The organism is Winogradskyella sp. (assembly GCF_045105575.1).
Classification (GTDB): domain Bacteria; phylum Bacteroidota; class Bacteroidia; order Flavobacteriales; family Flavobacteriaceae; genus Winogradskyella.
This window is the reverse complement of record NZ_JBGCDQ010000038.1, coordinates 1-19,571: the sequence shown is the minus strand read 5'-3', so window position 1 is coordinate 19,571 and position 19,571 is coordinate 1. Positions and strand designations below refer to the sequence as shown.

14 protein-coding genes and 2 pseudogenes are annotated in these 19,571 nt (G+C 33.3%); 3 read left to right on the top strand and 13 right to left on the bottom strand.

The annotated features are described in order from the left end of the window. The 3 genes and pseudogenes from AB8B52_RS09500 to AB8B52_RS09490 form a co-directional block, all read right to left on the bottom strand. A pseudogene (locus AB8B52_RS09500) lies at positions 1-546 on the bottom strand (hypothetical protein); the annotation flags it as partial. Positions 547-650: 104 nt separating this feature from the next. Next, positions 651-1,643, bottom strand: coding sequence for a glycosyltransferase family 2 protein (locus tag AB8B52_RS09495; protein WP_406027471.1), 993 nt, complete (start codon positions 1,641-1,643; stop codon positions 651-653). Beyond that, positions 1,644-2,093 carry a type I restriction enzyme HsdR N-terminal domain-containing protein gene (locus AB8B52_RS09490; protein ID WP_406027469.1) on the bottom strand — a complete coding sequence of 150 codons (450 nt, stop codon included), beginning with the start codon at positions 2,091-2,093 and terminating at the stop codon, positions 1,644-1,646. 140 nt (positions 2,094-2,233) lie between these two features. On the opposite strand from AB8B52_RS09490, the gene holA reads away from it, so the two are divergent. Beyond that, the gene (gene holA / locus AB8B52_RS09485; protein WP_406027473.1) at positions 2,234-3,238 is read left to right on the top strand and encodes a DNA polymerase III subunit delta; all 1,005 of its coding nucleotides are present in this window, start codon (positions 2,234-2,236) and stop codon (positions 3,236-3,238) included. A gap of 148 nt (positions 3,239-3,386) precedes the next feature. On the opposite strand, the gene AB8B52_RS09480 is transcribed toward holA, so the two are convergent. The 7 genes and pseudogenes from AB8B52_RS09480 to thrA form a co-directional block, all read right to left on the bottom strand. Next, entirely contained in the window at positions 3,387-4,475 is a 1,089-nt protein-coding gene (locus AB8B52_RS09480; protein WP_406027467.1) for a T9SS type A sorting domain-containing protein, read from the bottom strand. A gap of 249 nt (positions 4,476-4,724) precedes the next feature. Then, the gene (locus AB8B52_RS09475) at positions 4,725-5,075 is read right to left on the bottom strand and encodes a GIY-YIG nuclease family protein (protein ID WP_406027465.1); all 351 of its coding nucleotides are present in this window, start codon (positions 5,073-5,075) and stop codon (positions 4,725-4,727) included. An 85-nt stretch (positions 5,076-5,160) separates the two neighbouring features. Next, complete coding sequence (locus tag AB8B52_RS09470) at positions 5,161-5,925, bottom strand: class I SAM-dependent methyltransferase (RefSeq protein ID WP_406027463.1); 765 nt, start codon at positions 5,923-5,925, stop codon at positions 5,161-5,163. A 285-nt stretch (positions 5,926-6,210) separates the two neighbouring features. Next, a complete protein-coding gene (gene thrC, locus AB8B52_RS09465; RefSeq protein ID WP_406027461.1) occupies positions 6,211-7,500 on the bottom strand; it encodes a threonine synthase in 1,290 nt (429 codons plus the stop codon). A 53-nt stretch (positions 7,501-7,553) separates the two neighbouring features. Continuing rightward, positions 7,554-7,910: pseudogene (locus tag AB8B52_RS09460) on the bottom strand (four helix bundle protein). Positions 7,911-8,019: 109 nt separating this feature from the next. Then, positions 8,020-8,940 carry a homoserine kinase gene (locus tag AB8B52_RS09455; RefSeq protein ID WP_406027460.1) on the bottom strand — a complete coding sequence of 307 codons (921 nt, stop codon included), beginning with the start codon at positions 8,938-8,940 and terminating at the stop codon, positions 8,020-8,022. 88 nt (positions 8,941-9,028) lie between these two features. Then, entirely contained in the window at positions 9,029-11,503 is a 2,475-nt protein-coding gene (thrA, locus tag AB8B52_RS09450) for a bifunctional aspartate kinase/homoserine dehydrogenase I (protein WP_406027458.1), read from the bottom strand. Between the two features lie 555 nt (positions 11,504-12,058). On the opposite strand from thrA, the gene AB8B52_RS09445 reads away from it, so the two are divergent. Beyond that, complete coding sequence (locus AB8B52_RS09445; RefSeq protein ID WP_406027456.1) at positions 12,059-13,624, top strand: NAD(P)H-hydrate dehydratase; 1,566 nt, start codon at positions 12,059-12,061, stop codon at positions 13,622-13,624. Between the two features lie 67 nt (positions 13,625-13,691). Here the strand turns inward: AB8B52_RS09445 and AB8B52_RS09440 are convergent, their stop codons facing one another. Beyond that, the gene (locus tag AB8B52_RS09440; RefSeq protein ID WP_406027454.1) at positions 13,692-14,732 is read right to left on the bottom strand and encodes a TlpA family protein disulfide reductase; all 1,041 of its coding nucleotides are present in this window, start codon (positions 14,730-14,732) and stop codon (positions 13,692-13,694) included. 128 nt (positions 14,733-14,860) lie between these two features. On the opposite strand from AB8B52_RS09440, the gene hutH reads away from it, so the two are divergent. Then, positions 14,861-16,390 (top strand): histidine ammonia-lyase, encoded by a 1,530-nt coding sequence (hutH, locus tag AB8B52_RS09435; protein ID WP_406027452.1) that lies wholly within the window; start codon positions 14,861-14,863, stop codon positions 16,388-16,390. 90 nt (positions 16,391-16,480) lie between these two features. On the opposite strand, the gene AB8B52_RS09430 is transcribed toward hutH, so the two are convergent. Both AB8B52_RS09430 and AB8B52_RS09425 read right to left on the bottom strand, forming a co-directional pair. After that, positions 16,481-16,849, bottom strand: a complete 369-nt coding sequence (locus AB8B52_RS09430; RefSeq protein ID WP_406027450.1) for a hypothetical protein — start codon at positions 16,847-16,849, stop codon at positions 16,481-16,483. Positions 16,850-16,927: 78 nt separating this feature from the next. Then, positions 16,928-19,477 (bottom strand): ATP-dependent Clp protease ATP-binding subunit, encoded by a 2,550-nt coding sequence (locus AB8B52_RS09425; RefSeq protein WP_406027448.1) that lies wholly within the window; start codon positions 19,475-19,477, stop codon positions 16,928-16,930. Between the last annotated feature and the right edge of the window lie 94 nt (positions 19,478-19,571).

Here is a 19,571-nt window from a genome sequence, read left to right as displayed (position 1 = left end):
GTTAATTACTTTAGCAACTTTAGCTAATACTTCATTTGCTCTATCAGTTACAACATAACTTCCGCTTTTAAATAATAGTTTATCAGCAATAGATATAAAAACTACTCCTTTTTCTACATTTACTTCTATATCTGGATCGTTAATTCCTACTTCTTTTTTAAGGCTTGTTACAATCGCTAACGTCACACTATCCTTTTTAGTCAGTGCATCTTGTAATCTTGTGATTTTTAAATCGCGTTCTTTTAAACTCTCTAAAGATTTTTCTAGGTTTTCAGATCCTTGTTTAGTTAAAGTTGTTAAATCACCTTTTGTATCAATTAAATCTTGATTAGATTTTCTTAAATCCGCCAATTGATCTTTCATGGTCTCAACACGAGCCATTGCAGCTGCTTTGTCTGATAAACAACTGTTTAATTTAACGGTTGCCGTATTTAATAAATCTTGAGTTTCTTGATATTTTTCCTGAAGTGCCAAATGTTCTTTCTTCGCAACACATGATGCCAAAAAGACCATAGAACAAACACTTAACAACATTAATTTTTTCATAATTGAATTTTAGTTTTACTTGTTATTAATAACATATCAAAATTATAGAAAAGAAAAGCGCGTAGGACATGGATTAACAAAAACTTTAACAGTTTTATAAACAATTAAAAATGGGTTCGTTTTTTTATAAAATAAGACCAAACAATAGACTTGGTTTCAAAGTAATTTGGTCGTTTAGGAAGTTGTTTTCTTTCTTTTAAAAGTCGATTTAAATTTTTGTAAAAAGAAAGATGCGCTTTAAATATAGCAAAGAAGTAATGTGGTTTTAGTTGTAACAGAAATCGAACAGCAGCAATGCCATCTAATTTCATACGAATGACAGTTCTAAGGAATACATTTGAGTCTATATTTTTTACTAAAGTGAATAAGCTGTTTCTAAAATTGAGATAAGTTTTCTTAGGATTGGTATTGCTTAGTGTTGCACCACCAACATGATAAACAGTAGAATTGCCAACATATTTTGTATTATAATTACTGTTAAAAGCGCGCCAGCACAGATCAATCTCTTCCATGTGTGCAAAATAGCTTTCATCAAAGCCAATTAATGTCTTAAAAACTGAATTCCTAATAAATAAACAAGCACCAGAGGCCCAAAAAATAGTTTTGGTAGCGTTATATTGACCGTTGTCTTCTTCTATGGTATCAAAAATACGACCTCTACAATATGGATAACCATATTTATCTATAAATCCACCAGCAGCACCAGCATACTCAAAGTGAGATTTGTTTTTATAATCTAAAATTTTTGGTTGAATGATTGCTGTATTAGCATCTGTATTAAATTCCAGAACAATTGGTTGAAGCCAATTTTTAGTCACTTCAATATCGTTATTCAATAAGCAGAGTAGTGGTTCTTCAACTTGTTTTAGCGCATCATTATAGCCTTTTGCATAACCACCATTCTCAGTATTCTGAATTAGTTTTACTGTTGGAAAATGTTCAGCTATAAAATTAACAGAATTGTCAGTAGAAGCGTTGTCTGCTACATAGATGACTGCATCATTAGAATATTTTAAAACAGAAGGTAAAAATTGCTCGAGCAAAGTTTTTCCATTCCAGTTTAAAATGACGACAGCTATGTCTTTGGTTTGTAGCATTTAATTGGCTTTATAATCTGGAATAGTTTCTAAAAACGAATACCTTTCATTTTCCATATCCATTTCGCAATAATAATGATTTAAACCGTTAGTCACCATTAAATACGTGGCATTTAAGACTAAATTATAACGTGCAATTTGGTCAAAAGTAGTTTGGTCTATTTTTATGTTGTGCGATTTACATTCTACAATCAAGTGAATACTGCCATCTGAGTTAAAAATTACAATATCATAGCGTTTTTTTAAGCCATTTATAGTCAGCTCTTTTTCGACACTAATTAATGATTTTGGGTAGTTTTTGTCAGTAATTAAATAATGAACACAATGCTGTCTTACCCATTCTTCGGGTTGAAGAATGATGAATTTTTTCCGAATCACATCAAAAATAGAAACTTTATTTTCTGTACTTTTGAAACGGTATTCAAACTTTGGAAAGTTGAGATCTTGCAACACTGTAAAATCATATTTTGTTCAAAGTTAACGCAAATACTACAAATCACAATTTTCAAAATCCAAAATCCAGAATAGAGCCTTTCTCTAATGGTATATCCTTTGGAATTTGGAATTTAGTTATTGAAATTTATAAAGTTTTGGACGACGTAAAACAATTAGTAGCGACTATTAAAAAGGGAGACCTTAAGCCCATTTATTTTTTGATGGGTGAGGAAGCGTATTATATTGATAAAATTTCAGATTACATTGAAGACAACGTTTTAGATGAAGCCGAAAAAGGTTTTAACCAAATGGTACTTTATGGAAGAGATGTAACGATAGATGATATTGTTAGCAATGCCAAGCGTTACCCAATGATGGCTGAGCGCCAAGTAGTCATTGTAAAAGAAGCCCAAGATTTAAGTCGAAGTATTGAGAAATTAGCACAATATGCAGCTAATCCACAACCTTCAACCGTTTTAGTGCTCAATTATAAATACAAAAAAATTGATAAGCGTAAAGCTTTATACAAAGCTATTAATAAAGTCGGAGTTGTTTTTGAGAGTAAAAAAATGTACGAAAACCAAGTCTCTGATTGGATTAGACGTGTTTTAGCTGGTCAGAATTATAATATTTCGCCAAAAGCCTCACAAATGTTGGTTGAGTTTTTAGGAACAGATTTGGGTAAAATTGATAACGAACTTAATAAATTGAAAATTGTTTTACCAGAAGGTACACAAATTACTCCAGAGCATATTGAAGAAAATATAGGCATCAGTAAGGATTATAATAATTTTGAATTACGAAAAGCCGTTGGCCAACGTAACGTTGTAAAAGCGCATAAAATCGCGAAGTATTTTGCAGATAATCCTAAGGATAATCCGATGGTGGTAACGGTTGCGTTACTGTTTAATTTCTTTTCGCAATTATTGCATCTTCATGGCATGTCTGATCGTAATCCGAGAAGTGTAGCGTCAGCTCTAAAAGTGAATCCATATTTTGTAAATGAATATTTAGATGCAGCCAGAAACTACCCAATGAAAAAAGTGAGTTACGTCATTGGTGTTTTGCGTGAATTTGATGTAAAAAGTAAAGGTGTTGGTGCTAATGCAGTACCTCAAGGAGATTTACTTAAGGAATTGTTGGTGAAGGTGTTGGGTTAAGTTGCTTTTATATTCCTTAATTATAGTGTCTTTTTTCAAGCGTTATTAAATGTACATTTTTTTAGTTTGATTTTTGACTATATGCATTAGAGACATTAAAATGTACACGACATTTTAATAGTGTTTAACGTTTCAATTTAACCTGGTTTTAATTGATAATTAATTTTTTTATAGTCGTTTCTGTTTTCGCTGTGGACTGTATTTTAACGATATAGATTCCTGTTGCCATATCGGAGATATCTATAGTTTTGTTGCTAGACCTTTTTATTAATTTTCCCGTGATACTATATATTTGTGTTATGCAATAATTTGGACTTACGGTAATACTATCACTTGCAGGATTTGGATAAAATGAAGCCTTGTCAGTATTTAAAGTTTCAATATGCAATGTAGATGCATTAAAACTATATAAACCAGATAGCGTAGATGCTACTGCTTCGGCAGAAACGTAATACGTATCCGCATTAATAGCAATAATACCTTCAATTTGTGGTGAGTAATTTGTGGGTACATTAACAAATATCTTTTCTAATGTGCCATTTGAAAATAGCCCAGAATGAAAATCTTTTAGATGTATAAAAAAAGGACCACTATTACCGTAACCAATCAGCATAATACTGTTATCTATAGGATTAAATGTTGCGCCAGAAATTAAACCTTCTGTATTTATGGTATCCATAGCAGAAAGGCTGTAGGTGCCAATAGTTTTGGGAAGTTCATAAATATCGGTGTGACCATTTAGCCAGTTTTTCGAGAAAATATAGAGTTTGTTGTTTATATGAATAAGACCTTCGGCATCAAAGTTTGTGGCTAAAGGACTTGGAGTAAAACTAGTCTGACTGCTGTAACTGAAATTAATGACTTCTGCCGTTACAGACGTACTCGAAAAATAGTCCGATATTAAAATACGATAGACTCTAAGGTCAGTTCTACTGGCATCAAAATTACCGAAATCACCAATGTAGATATACGTATCGTCATGTGTAAGATCTTCCCAATCGCCATTAGTAGCATTAGTTATGGTCACAGTACGTGTTACATTTCCTGTGACGACATCAATATCGTAAAGTTGATTGGTGTTTGCAGAATCGTTATGCGTAATGAGTGTGTTATTAAGAAATAATATGCCAGAAGTTTCGTGGACTAAAGGATCTAAAGGTGTTTCTAATGTGAGTTCTTGGGAGCCTAAGCTAAAGTTTAGACAAAGTGTAAAGACTATAAAAGGTACGTATTTCATGCAGCAAATCTGTAGATACTAGCAAATATAATTATTCTTAGGTTTTGGGTATGAAAAACTATGCGTAGGAGATGTTATTTAGGTTGAAGTGTAGAAATCATATAACTAAAACGCTCTAATTTCTAAAACGTCTTTTTTTTGAGATCTTTTTTTTACATTTGATTATAAAAAATCACCTAATTTTTATGTAGGCGGTATTTGATTTTTGGTATTATATATGTTCTAACATAAGGCTGATTAGACTTATGACTAATTAAACCAAACCGCATAACCTTCGCGTCGTAATTCTAAAGCAATTTGTTCTTCAGCTTTTAACGCTTCCGCTCTCGTAAAAAAAGGATCGATATGATTAAAAAGACTGGGTCGTAAATACGTGCCATATTTCTCAACGATATTTGACGACAATTTATGACCTTTCTTATTTCTATAACCTGTTTTGTGTTGCATAAAACGTTCTTTAGGTGTTTTGCTCGTCATGCCAACATACAAACATTCTACAACGCCATTAAACTGCGGATTTGCATTTCTGAACTTGGCGTTTTCGGTATAAACGCGTTTGGAAAGTTCTATTACGTATATGGTGTATAGGGTTTTTGGCATGAGTCTAAATTAGTGAAATCTAAATGTTTTTATTATAGTATGAAGTAATCCAACTTTTTGCGATATCAAATATATGTCGAATACGTTATCTGCAAACAAATATTTGTTTTTCTGAAGAAGCACAAAAGGTATCTTCTTCAAAATTGCCAAATTTATTTATAATTTCGAAACCATTCCACTTGATATAGGCATCTAATTCCTGTGGAAAAAACAGTCGCATATCTAAATTTTGAATAGAGTGAAATTTGCTATTGATGTAATAATGCCAATCTATTCGGTTGATTTGCGTTTTGTTTTCATAGTGCATTATTTGTTTTATTAAAACCTTTCGTCCATCAGTAGTGGTATATTGGGCAATTTCATTTTCTTTTTTTTCGGCTTCAACAATAAATTGAAGATTTGGATTAAAGCAATCGAATAAAAATAAACCGTCTTGTTTAAGATGTTTTTTAACAGCTTTAAAAGCCTTAAATAAATCTTCATTTGAATATAAATGATGAATTGAATTGAAAGGAATAAAAATAAAATCGTAGGTTTCGGATAAATCTAAAGTTCTGATATCTGCTTCAATAAAGGGAATGCTTACATTCTCTTTTGCTGCTTTCGATTTTGCTTGTTTCAGCATTGATGAGGTAAAATCTATACCAGTAATGTCATACCCTTCTTTTGCGATAGGAATTGTAAGTCTTCCGGTACCACAGCAAAGTTCAAGGATACGTGCATTTTTATTTTTTGGCAACCATTTTTTATAAAATTTTAAATCCACAAGGTTGGTATTCATGCCATCATAAATATCAGCATCGTAGATTAAATCGCCAACTTTATAGTTGCTGTGTGGTTTGTTTTTCAAAATTTATGAATTCTATTTTCGTTTTTCAATTTAAATTTATAACTATTATTTTAAATCTAAACTCTGCTATTTACATTATTTTCAATTTTATGTTTTGATCAGTTTAATAGGTGCAAAAAGTTTTAAAGCTATTCACGTTGTAAAATTTCACTAATGGCGTAGTACTTTAATCAATTTTTATTTGAAGAACAATTCACCCGATTATTCTTTGACAAAACCCAATTGTAGGCCCATATTAAGGTTTTTAAAACCTCTGTAATCTTCTATAGAAAAATAGTAAATAAATTATTTCAACAAAAAACCCTTCAATTCTTCATAAGAATTTATAACAGTAGCCACTTTTTCTTTATTCATAACCGCTGCAATTTGAGGTGGAAGCGGTACCGTTTTTTCAATAACGCCTTCAACGACATCTAAAAATTTGGTAGGATGTGCCGTTTCTAAAAACACCACATGTGCGTTGTTGTGTTTTAAATAATCTTTGGCTCCCAAATACCCAACAGCTCCATGAGGATCTGCAACATAATTATACGCTTTATATAATTCTAAAAGTGCAGCTTTGGTTTCATTATCTGTATAACTATAAGATGATAGGTTAGCTTTTAAAGCTTCAAAATTATTATTATGTAATTCTTGAATGCGAATAAAATTACTCGGATTCCCAACATCCATAGCATTACTTATGGTTTGTACCGAAGGTTTTGGGTCGTAAATTTTTGTAGTCATGTAATTTACAACCGTATCATTGGCATTATTGGCAGCAATAAACTGTTTTACTGGTAAGCCTAGTTTTTGAGCGACCATGCCTGCGCAAATATTACCGAAGTTTCCACTAGGAATAGAGAAGGCTATATCTTTATGTTTTGCTTTTAGTTGCTTGTAAGCAAACAGATAGTAAAAGAGTTGTGGCAGCCAGCGTGCAATATTTATAGAGTTTGCAGACGTTAGTTGCATCTGGCTTGTCAATTCTTTATCTATAAAGGCTTGTTTTACCATATCTTGGCAATCATCAAATACACCATCGACTTCTAGAGCGGTAATGTTTTGTCCGAGTGTGGTCAATTGCTTTTCTTGAATATCACTTACTTTTCCGCTAGGATAAAGGATCACCACATTTACACCTTTTACGCCTAGAAATCCGTTAGCAACAGCACCTCCTGTGTCACCAGAAGTTGCTACTAAAACTGTTACTTCATTGGTGTTGTTTTTGTTAAAATAGCCTAAACAACGTGCCATAAAACGTGCACCAACATCTTTAAATGCCATGGTTGGGCCGTGAAACAATTCGAGTGTAGAAATATGGTCATTGATTTCCACGACAGGAAAATCAAAATTTAAAGTTTCTTCAACAATTGTTTTTAAAACAGTTTCAGGAATTTCAGGAACAATGAATTGCTTAATGGCTTCAAACGCAATTTCGGCATTTGTTTTATCTTCAATAGTTTCAAAAAAAGACGCCTCTAAAGGTGTAATCGATTCAGGAAAATATAAACCTCTATCAGGTGCTAATCCTCTTATTACGGCATCTGCGAAGGTTGTGTTTGGAGCTTTTTTGTTTAGACTGTAGTAATTCATTTGATATTTTGAATTTTGACCCAAGATAGATGACGGCAATCCGATGGTCGTTTTTATTTTATGTTTCTTTTGAATGCTGCCATTTTGTTCATTAAATGGAAAGCAGAATTGTATAATGCTTTAAATGTTTCTTCTGAGGTATAATTTCTTCTTTTCGCTTTGAATAAACAAGTGACAACTTCAGCTAAAGAGCGAATAGAATATCCAATGAATTTCCGTTGTTCTGGATTTGATTGACCTATTGACCCTTCAGAAATATTAAGTGCTACAGAATCTACAGCTCTCATAATTTACGATGTTAAATTAAATTTTTCTTTATCTGGAAATCCTTGTGAAACTTCATTTACAGCTTCTGCGTAATCCATGGCATCTTGCCAAATAATCAATTTTTCAAATTTGAATTTATTCATAAATCTTGATTGTTTACGTTTTTTATCTTCCATCTTCCATCTTCCATCTTCCATCTTCCATCTTCCATCTTCCATCTTCCATCTTCCATCTTCCGTCTTCTGTCATCCGTCAAATAACACGTATCCCTTCCGTATTAATTTTAGAAACATAGGTTTCGAATAGAATATCTGTTTTTGAATAAACGTTTTTCATGGCTTCTTCAACACTTTTAGCAGTCGCTTTACTTTTACTTAGCGCAAAAATAGAAGGTCCAGAACCAGAAATAGCACAACCCAAAGCACCAGCTTTTAAAACGGCTGTTTTCACTGCATCAAAATGTGGAATGAGTTGTTTTCTGAAGCGCTCAATAATGACGTCGTTTAAGGAATCTTTAATTAAATCGTAATCCGACGTATGCAAAGCATGCACCAAACTCCCAACATTAGCCCATTGAATTATAGCGTTCTGTAACGGAACAGCTTCTGGCAGAATTGCTCTAGAATCCGCTGTTTTAATTTCAATTTGTGGATGAATTAAAGTAGCATATAAATCTGTTGGAGTAGGAAGCTCTAAAATTTGTAAAGGCTTAACAGATTTTACTAAGGTAAAGCCACCAAAAATAGCAGGTGCCAAATTATCTGCATGTTCGCATTGGCTTGCTAAAGCTTCACCTTTCATAGCGAAATAGGTCAGTTGTGTTTTATTTAATGGCTGTCCTAATAGTACATTCATTCCAAAAACACTGCCTGCAGCACTTGCCGAACTACTGCCAATACCACTACCAGGTTTTATGCGCTTGTAAATTTCAATTTCGAATCCACAATCGGGCTGTAAATCATTGTACATGGCTAAAGCCGATACTCCTGCGACATTTTGTTCTGCTTCGTATGGTAAATTGTAGCCTTCAATCTTTGTGATTCTAATGCCTTTATGGTCTGTTTTTCTGATGACCATTTCGTCTCCAATAGTATCTAAACAAAAGCCAAGTACATCAAATCCACAAGCGACATTGGCTACGGTTGCTGGTGAAAATATTCTGATTTCTTTCATAAGTGCGGTATTGGGTTAATGAGTTACTAAATGATTAAGGGTTTGTGCCTAATTAACTTAGTAATTCAATAACTTCTTTTCCTTCAATCTAGTTATTAGCAATTCGAATGATATCAGCAAACAAACCAGAAGCCGTAACATCTGCACCAGCTCCAGCTCCTTTAATAATCATAGGTTGCTCAGGATAGCGTTGTGTGTAAAACATCACAATATTATCTTTTCCTTTTAGATTATAGAACGGATGACCCTCAGGAATTTCTTGCAAACCAACTTTTGCGTTTCCATTATTAAATTCGGCCACAAATTTTAACTGACAATTTTTATCTTCTGCTGATTTGAAAAGGCCTTGGTAATAGGCTTCATCTTTAATTAAGGTATCGAAAAAATCTGAGACTGATGCAGCGTTCATTGCGGAGTCAGTTAAGAAATTATCAGTTTTAAGATCCGATAATTCAAGTGCATAACCACTTTCTCGTGCTAAAATTAAAACTTTTCGAGCCACATCAATGCCGCTTAAATCAATTCTAGGATCTGGTTCTGTATAGCCTTCTTCTTGCGCTTGTTTTACCACATCATGAAAGGTGGTTTCTGCATTAAAATTATTGAATATAAAGTTCAAACTTCCTGATAAAACCGCTTTAATGGTATGGACTTTATCACCAGATGTAATTAAGTGACCTAAAGTGTCAATAACAGGTAAACCAGCACCAACATTAGTTTCAAACAAAAGAGACGCGCTATATTGTCTTGATAATTGTTTCAATTCGTTATAATACGTAATCGGTCCAGAACAGGCAATTTTATTGCAAGCAACAACAGCAATACTTTCTTTTAAGTAGTTGGCATAACAGTTTGCAACAGCTTCATTTGCTGTAATATCTATGAAAATAGAATTTCTTAAATTAAGTGTTTTGGCATGTTGAAAAAACCCTTCTAAACTGGCTTTTTCTCCGTGTTGTAGCGCTTGTTTCCAGTCTTTTAAATTAATACCATCATCGTTGACGACCATGGTTCTAGAATTTGACAAACCAGCAATTCTCAAGTTGATTTTAAAATTTTCTTTAACGTACGCTTTTTGCTGTTTTATTTGTTCAATAAGACGTTCGCCAACATTACCAACACCTGTAATAAACAAATTGATTTGCTTGGTTTTAATTTCAAAAAACTGTTCGTGTAAACTATTTAACGCTTTTTTGACGTCATTTTTATGAATGACTGCTGAAATATTACGTTCGGAAGCTCCTTGTGCAATCGCCCTAATATTAACATTGTTTTTTCCTAAGGTGCTAAACATTTTACCGCTAATGCCTTGATGACTTTTCATTTTATCACCAATGACAGCAATGATAGATAAATCGGTTTCTACAACAATTGGGTCTATTTTTTGAAGTGCAATTTCATATTCAAACACCGCATCAATTACTTCTTTAGCACGTTGCGCATCGGTATTTGAAATTCCAAAACAAATAGAATGCTCCGAAGAGGATTGTGTAATTAATATAATATTGATTTTCTCTTGGGCTAAGGTTTCAAACAAACGTTTACTAAATCCTGGCACACCAACCATACCATTACCTTGAAGGGTAAGTAAGGCAATATCTTCAATATTGCTAATCCCTTTAACAGGCGAATCTCCGTTAGATTTTATATTTTGAGTAATTGTAGTGCCAATAGCTTCAGGATCCATCGTGTTTTTTATAACAATTGGGATTTTCTTTTTTAGCACAGGCATTACCGTTGGCGGATATAATACTTTAGCACCAAAATGTGATAATTCTACAGCTTCTTGATAAGATAATTCTACAATAGGCGCGGCTTGTTTCACCAATTTAGGGTTCGTTGTATACATACCACTAACGTCTGTCCATATTTGTAATTCTTCCACATCTAAAGCCGCAGCGATGATGGCAGCCGTATAATCTGAACCTCCACGACCTAAAGTCGTCATATCGCCATTTACAGATTTTGAAACAAACCCAGGAAGCAGCACAATGGCATTGGTATTTGAGTTAAAAAATGTTGAAATATTGGCATTGGTCAATTCAAAATTAACAGTCGCATTATTAAAGTTAGCGTCTGTTATGATGAGCTCTTGCGAATTTTTTAATGTCGTACTGAGTTGTCGTGAAATAAGTGTGTGATATATAATTGTAGACGATAATATTTCTCCATAACTCAATAGTTTATCCTTTGTTTTTGGCGAGAGTTCGTTGATAAGATAAATGCCATTTAAGAGGCTTTTTAATGCTTCTAGCTTATCTGAAATTAATTCATGCAATTCATCGTGTTGTTTTTGCAGGGTTTTATCATTTTCTGGATTTAAAAACAAACCTTCAATTACTGCATTATGAATAGACCAAATTTTATTGTAAGTCTGTTTATAATCTAAATTTTTGTCACAGGCTAAGTTAGCCGCTTCTAGTAGTTTATCTGTAATACCACCAACAGCTGAAACCACTACAGCAATTGTTGTTTGTTTAGATTGTTGATCTAAAATTGAAATGACTTTATTTATATTTTCGGCTGAACCAACTGAGGTACCTCCAAATTTGAGAACTTTCATAGTGTATATAGTTTTAGAGAAATAAAATGTCTAAAAAGACAAAAAGGAACGGAGGGCATATTACGAAATAACCCAAAGGGTAAAAATCGTTGAAATGAAAAACATAGTCATGGTTGTGCAGTTAGTGTTAACTATTATATGAGATGCTATGGTTTGCGAGTGCTTCATTACCTTTCAAAAGTATTATTTTTACAACAATAAAAAAACTTAATGCGGCTTTTTAGTGAATTAGCAGAAAAGGCCTTGTCTTTTTATGAAAATGAAAACAAATAAGCCTTATATCTAATTTACACTATTGAATATAAGTGATATTGTTTATTTTAGTCTTTTGATCTCATCTTTTTGATAACTTAATTTTGAAATAAATTTTAAGATATAGATCGTTTGAATGAGCAAAGTTTAGAAGAATTTCTCAAGTTGTAAGAAATTAAAGCATAGAGAAATATACATGAAATCACTATGCTAAAATTTTGATTACCAAAAGGGAATAATGGATAGGGAACAGGTTCTGATAGTTATAAGAACGTCCGCTAAAAAAATAATAGATATAAACACATGAAATTATTTTCAAAAGAACAAATTTACGAAGGTGATAAATTAACCACAGAACGTCAAAAAATAGCATCAACAGATTTAATGGAGCGTGCTGGCACCCAAATTTTTAATTGGATGCACATGCGTATGCAAGGAGCTCAAGTTCCTATTCATGTGTTTTGTGGTATCGGAAATAATGGTGGCGATGGTTTGGTTTTAGCCAGACATTTAATAACCCATGGTTATAATGTCATTACATATATTGTGAATTGTAGTGATAAGCGTTCTAAAGATTTTTTAATTAATTACGACCGCATTAAAAATGTCACTAAAAAATGGCCTGAAATGTTGGCTTGTAAAACAGACTTTAATGACATTGTTATAGGTGTAGATGATATCATTGTAGATGCTGTTTTTGGTATCGGATTAAATAGACCACCAAATGAATGGGTACAACAATTATTTCAAAAATTCAAAGCATCTAAGGCTTTTACTTTAGCTATTGATGTGCCTTCGGGATTGTATACTGATCGCGTTGTTGAAGACGAAAATGCCGTGGTACATGCCAACTATACCTTAAGTTTTCAATCTCCAAAATTGGTGTTTTTTCTGCCAGAAACTGCAAAATATACGGTACAATGGGAAGTGTTAGATATTGGTATTGACCGTGATTATTTAAAGGAAACTGAAACCGAAGCCGAGCTCATTTCTAAACATGAAGTATTACCGCTCTATAAATCGAGAGATAAATTTGCACACAAAGGTGATTTCGGACATGTATTAATTTTAGGAGGTAGTTACGGTAAAATTGGTGCTGTAAATTTAGCAAGTAGAGCAGCCTTAAGTTCTGGTGCAGGTTTGGTGACTGCTTATACACCAAAATGTGGTTATCACAGTTTGCAAGCTTCTATACCAGAGGTTATGGTCATTACTGACGAGAATGAAACCCATATTTCTAATATTAAGTTGAACAAAGAACCAACAGTCATTGGAGTAGGAGTAGGCCTCGGTACAGCAACAGAAACCGCAACAACGTTCGAAACATTTTTAAAACAAAATAAAACACCTTTAGTGATCGATGCGGACGGTTTAAATTTGCTATCTGAAAATAAAGGTTTATTAAAATTGTTGCCAGAAGAAACCATCTTAACACCACATCCTAAAGAATTAGAACGTTTGGTAGGTAAGTGGTCTGATGATTTTGAAAAACTAAAAAAAGTAAAAGCGTTTTCAAAAAAATACAAGCTTATTGTTCTCATAAAAGGCGCACATTCCATTACCGTTTTTAAGGATAAGTATTACATCAATACCACAGGCAATCCAGGAATGGCAACGGCAGGAAGTGGAGATGTTTTAACAGGAATTATTTCTGGATTAGTAGCACAAACTTACGAGCCACTATCAGCAACTATTTTTGGTGTCTATTTACATGGAAAAGCAGCAGATATTGCTTTAGAAGATTATGGGTATCAAAGTTTAATAGCTAGCCATATGATTGAAGCGATTGGAGATGCGTATATCGATTTGTTTAAACAGCCAGAACAACCGCAACAAGAAGCAGAACCTAATCAACAAGAACAACAATAATAAAACAGAAATCAAAAAAGCCTGTCTCATTTTATAAAGACAGGCTTTTTACTTTGCAACTATAAATCTATAGTCCCAATTCAGTTAACATACTAATTAATGCTGGGTTTGAAGGTCTAGGCGCATCACCACTGACGATATTCCCTTCTGGATCAACCAGAATAAATCTTGGAATCCCACTGATTTTGTAATTCTGAATAAAGTCGGAATTAAACCCTTGGTCAGCCATTAATTGAATACCACCCAAGTTTTTATCAGCCACCATTTTTTTCCAACCTTCGTAAGCTGCGGCAGCATCTCCTTTATAGCCTCTTCCTTCATCGATAGAGATACTTACAAATTCAATATTTTTACCATCAAATTGCTTTTCAATTTTCTGAAGCGATGGAATCTCTCTAATGCAAGGACCGCACCAAGTAGCCCAAATATCCATATACACATATTTACCTTTTAAATCGGATAAGGACATATTTCCGCCAGCGTAATTTTCGTAATTTTCAAAAACAGGAGATGGAGCTCCTTTAGGAAACGCTGAACGCATGGCTATCTTTGGTGCCATAAATTTATTAACCTGCTGAATAGTCATGTCTACATTTTTGTCCATATTAGCAACACGCGTAGAATCTAATTCTGTATAATCAGTTTTTAATGTTTCATAAGCAGATTTATAATTTTTTAGAGCTGCTTCAACATCTTCTTTAGTACCAGAGGATATTAATGCCTCAGTAAAAAAATCTTTACCAATTAAAGACGACTGAACAGCAAAGTTGTTGATATCTGCTGCATCTCCTTTAAATATAATCGCATCTACAAAAGTGTCGTAATTGGTTTCAAAAGACGTGACGTTATTGTTCTTTAAATAAATTTGCCCATACTCTTTTCCATGCTGAAAATTGTAATCACCTTCTTCTACTTTTAAGGTGTCTTTAAACGTTCCGTCGTCATTAATGGTAACTACTTTTTCATAAGTTCTACCTTTAAAAATTCTTAGTGTTTTACTTTCATCAGGGTTTTCTATTTTTCCAGAAAGGGTCGCATAGTCTTTAGGTGGCTCTTCTTTACAATTAAATATAAGCGTCGCTAAGCAAAGTACTAATAATCTTTTCATAAATGTCATTTTAGTCAAGCGCAAAAATAAACATTAAAAAGCAAACATAAAGTTGGCATGAATTATTAACAAAACCTTGTAGAGTGCAAAAATATTCTCACTTTTGATAACGATTAAAACTACACTGAATGGACAATTATCATATCATTTCATCTGATGCTTTAGACATCGTAACGATTTACAATATTTTTCATAAAAAGAAAAAACTAAAATTATCAGAATCAGCCGTAACTAAAATAAAGAAATGTAAGACCTATTTAGATGCTAAATTGGCAAATGAAAAGCAACCGATGTATGGAATTAATACAGGTTTTGGATCGTTATATAATGTCAAAATTTCTAACACAGATTTAAGTCAGCTTCAAGAAAATTTGGTGATGTCTCATGCTTGTGGTACTGGTGATCGTGTACCAGAATCTGTCGTAAAAGTGATGTTGCTTTTAAAAATTCAGTCCTTAAGTTATGGTCATAGTGGTGTTCAGTTAGATACGGTTAACCGATTGATAGATTTTTTTAATAATGATATTTTTCCGTTTGTTTTTACGCAAGGGTCTTTAGGAGCTTCGGGTGATTTAGCACCTTTAGCACATTTGGCTTTACCACTATTAGGAAAAGGAAAAGTAGTGCATAATAATGAAGTTTATGATGCGGATGCACTATTAAAAGAATTTAATTGGAAGCCCATAAGATTAGAAGCAAAAGAAGGATTAGCCTTATTGAACGGTACACAATTTATGAGCGCTTATGGTGTTTATTTATTATTAATGTCTCATAAAACATCGTATTTAGCAGATATTATTGCCAGTATTTCGTTAGATGCTTTTGATGGACGTTTAGATCCGTTTCATGATTTAGTGCATGCCGTGAGACCACATCCAGGACAACGAAAAGTGGCACGACGTTTTAATGAATTTTTAAAAGGAAGTGAATTGATTACGCGCGAAAAAGAGCATGTGCAAGATCCGTATTCGTTTCGTTGTATTCCTCAGGTGCATGGAGCTACAAAAGATACTTTAGATTTTGTTGAAAAAGTTGTGTTAACTGAGATCAATTCGGTTACGGATAATCCTAATATTTTTCCTGATGAAGATTTAATTATTTCTGGTGGAAATTTTCACGGACAACCCTTAGCATTAGCACTAGATTATTTGAAAATAGCCATGGCTGAAATTGGAAATATTTCTGAACGTCGGGTGTTTCAATTAGTATCTGGACTCAGAGGATTGCCAGCGTTTTTAGTTGATAATCCTGGTTTAAATTCGGGATTTATGATTCCACAATACACAGCTGCAAGTATTGTAAGTGCTAATAAACAGATGGCATCTCCTGCCAGTATAGATAGCATTGTGTCTAGTAATGGACAAGAAGATCATGTGAGTATGGGAGCCAATGCTGCCACACAAGCCTATACCTTAGTTACAAATGTAGAACGTGTTATTGCTATAGAATTGATGAATGCATCACAGGCTTTAGAATTTAGAAGACCTTTAAAAACATCTCCATTATTAGAATCGTTTTTAGAGCAATACAGAAAAGTAGTGCCGTTTATGAAAGTTGATGAAGTATTACACGATTCTATTGAAGCTTCTATTCAATTTTTAAAAGATGTTGATATTGAAATTGAAGAGCTGTTTTTGAATTCTTATGATTTGAAATGAGTTATTTAAGACGCTAGACGCTAGTCATTTTTTTTAGATTTTAAGGACTTAAAAATAAGGAGATACTTCTAAAGTTAAATTTTAGGATATCTATTTTTTCAATAGATCACCAGCCCAAGAAACGGCTTCGTCTAATTCAGTGAAAATTTGGAACGGTTTTTTGAAGAACATTTGTTCTATTTTAGCATTCACTTTAGCTTTATAATTGCTGGATACTACTGCAAAACCTTTTAAGTTTTCAATTTTAGAGGTTTCAAAATAAATTTGAGGGTCAACAGAATACGAATTTACCCGATGTGTAATATATACAAAAGGTCGATCTGCGAAATGCTTTTCTGTAACTTCAACTAGCACGTCGTTATGACTTGGTGTAATGTCAATACCTTCATTTATAACCACAATCAAATAATGATCGTAAATCGACATTTTACAAAAATCAAACGTTAGTACTTCTTTCATTGTTGCCTCTTAGGTTGTCATAAGATAAAAAAAAACCCCTTCATACCGAAGGAGTTTTAATTAAAAAGTATCAATAGCTTAAGATTCTGTGGTTTTACCTGACGTTTTAATCTTAATTGTAAGCGCATCATTTTTTTCATCTAAGTCCATAGTGATGGTATCACCTTCATGGATTTTGGAGTTAATGATTTCTTCAGCTAAAGCATCTTCAACATATTTCTGAATCGCTCTGTTAAGAGGTCTCGCTCCATATTGTTTATCAAATCCTTTTTCAGCAATATAATCTTTCGCTTTATCAGTTAATTTAAGTTCGTAATTTAAATCTTTAATACGGTTGATGAGTTTCACCAATTCAATATCAATAATTTTATTAATATCTTCTTTTTCCAAAGGATTAAAAACAATGACATCATCAATTCTATTTAAAAATTCTGGTGCAAATGCTTTTTTAAGAGCATTTTCAATGACGGCTTTAGCATGATCAGATTCTTGGGCTACTGCAGCAGCAGTTCCAAAACCAACTCCGCTTCCAAAGTCTTTTAATTTTCTGGCACCTATGTTAGATGTCATTATAATAATAGTATTTCTAAAATCGATTTTACGACCTAGGCTATCTGTTAAAAATCCATCGTCTAAAACTTGTAATAACATATTAAAGACATCTGGATGCGCTTTTTCAATTTCATCTAAAAGTACAACAGCATAAGGCTTACGTCTTATTTTTTCAGTGAGCTGACCTCCTTCTTCATAACCAACATAACCTGGAGGTGCACCAACTAAACGAGAGATGGCAAATTTCTCCATGTATTCACTCATATCAATACGAACCAAGGCATCGTCACTATCAAATAACTCGTGTGCCAATACTTTAGCCAGTTGTGTTTTTCCGACACCTGTTTGTCCTAAAAATATAAATGACCCAATCGGTTTGTTAGGATCTTTAAGTCCGGCTCTGTTCCTTTGAATCGCTTTTACAACCTTAGCGACAGCTTCATTTTGTCCAATAACCTTACCTTTTATTTGATTAGGTAATTGCGATAATTTACTGATTTCTTTCTGTGCAATTTTATTTACAGGAATTCCCGTCATCATAGAAACAACGTCAGCAACGTTATCTTCGGTAACCACTTCACGATGCTGTTTGGTATCTTCTTCCCATTTTTCTTGTGCATCTGTGAGTTCTTTTTCTAGTCGTTTTTCATCATCTCTCAGTTTTGCCGCCTCTTCATACTTTTGCTTTTTAACAACACTGTTTTTAGTTTCTTTAACTTCTTCGAGTTTCTGTTCTAATTCAAGAATCTGCTTCGGTACTTCAATATTGGTGATATGAACTCTAGAACCTGCTTCATCTAATGCATCAATGGCTTTATCTGGAAGAAAACGTTCCGTCATATAACGATTCGTCAATTTTACACAAGCTTCAATAGCTTCATCTGTATAATTCACATTGTGATGTTCTTCATACTTCCCTTTAATATTATTAAGTATTTCGATGGTTTCATCAACAGAAGTCGGTTCAACAATGACTTTTTGAAAACGACGCTCTAAAGCACCATCTTTCTCAATATATTGTCGGTATTCATCTAGAGTTGTAGCACCAATACATTGTATTTCACCTCTTGCTAAGGCAGGTTTAAACATGTTGGACGCATCTAAACTTCCTGTTGCTCCACCAGCACCAACAATGGTATGTATTTCGTCAATAAAGAGAATAATATCATCGTTTTTTTCAAGCTCGTTCATCACGGCTTTCATACGTTCTTCAAACTGTCCTCTATATTTTGTGCCAGCCACTAAGCTTGCTAAATCTAAAGTCACCACACGTTTGTTAAATAAGGTACGTGATACTTTACGTTTTACGATTCTTAAAGCAAGGCCTTCTGCTATGGCAGATTTACCAACACCAGGCTCACCTATTAATAGAGGGTTGTTTTTCTTTCTTCGACTTAAAATTTGAGATACACGTTGTATTTCTTTTTCTCGACCTACAACAGGATCTAATTTTCCTTCTTCTGCAAATGAAGTAAGGTCTCTTCCAAAATTATCTAAAACAGGCGTCTTAGATTTTTTGTTTGTTTTACTTGATTGACCACCAAAAGGATTTTGTTTTGCCTCTTCCTCGTCGTTCATATTGTCATCAGAAAAAGATTCTGCTTTTGGAGGGTCTAAATAATCATCTTCGCTCGTTGCCATAGATTTAAATTCTTCTTTTACGTTATCATAGTCTACTTTAAGCTTGTTTAATAGCTTTGTGGTAGGGTCATTTTCATTTCTTAAGATACACAACAGTAAATGTGCTGTATTTATAGACGTGCTTTGAAACAATTTGGCTTCTAAAAACGTTGTTTTTAAAGCGCGTTCTGCTTGCCTAGTTAGGTGTAAGTTCTTTTTTTCGTTAGATGTGGTTACAATATTTGGGTTAGCCGGACTTAGAATCTCTACTTTGCGTCTTAAGTGATTAAGATCAACATCGAGAGCACTAAGTATATCTATCGCTTTACCATTGCCATCTCTTAAAAGCCCAAGCATTAAATGCTCAGTACCAATAAAATCATGACCTAGTCGTAAAGCTTCTTCTTTACTGTAAGCTATAACATCTTTAACTCTTGGGGAAAAATTATCATCCATACTATATTCCTTTCTGCTTTAAAAATAATAAAAACATATTATTAGTAGGTCAAAAACTATACCTTATTTAAAACCTAAAATAAAATGTGCAAAC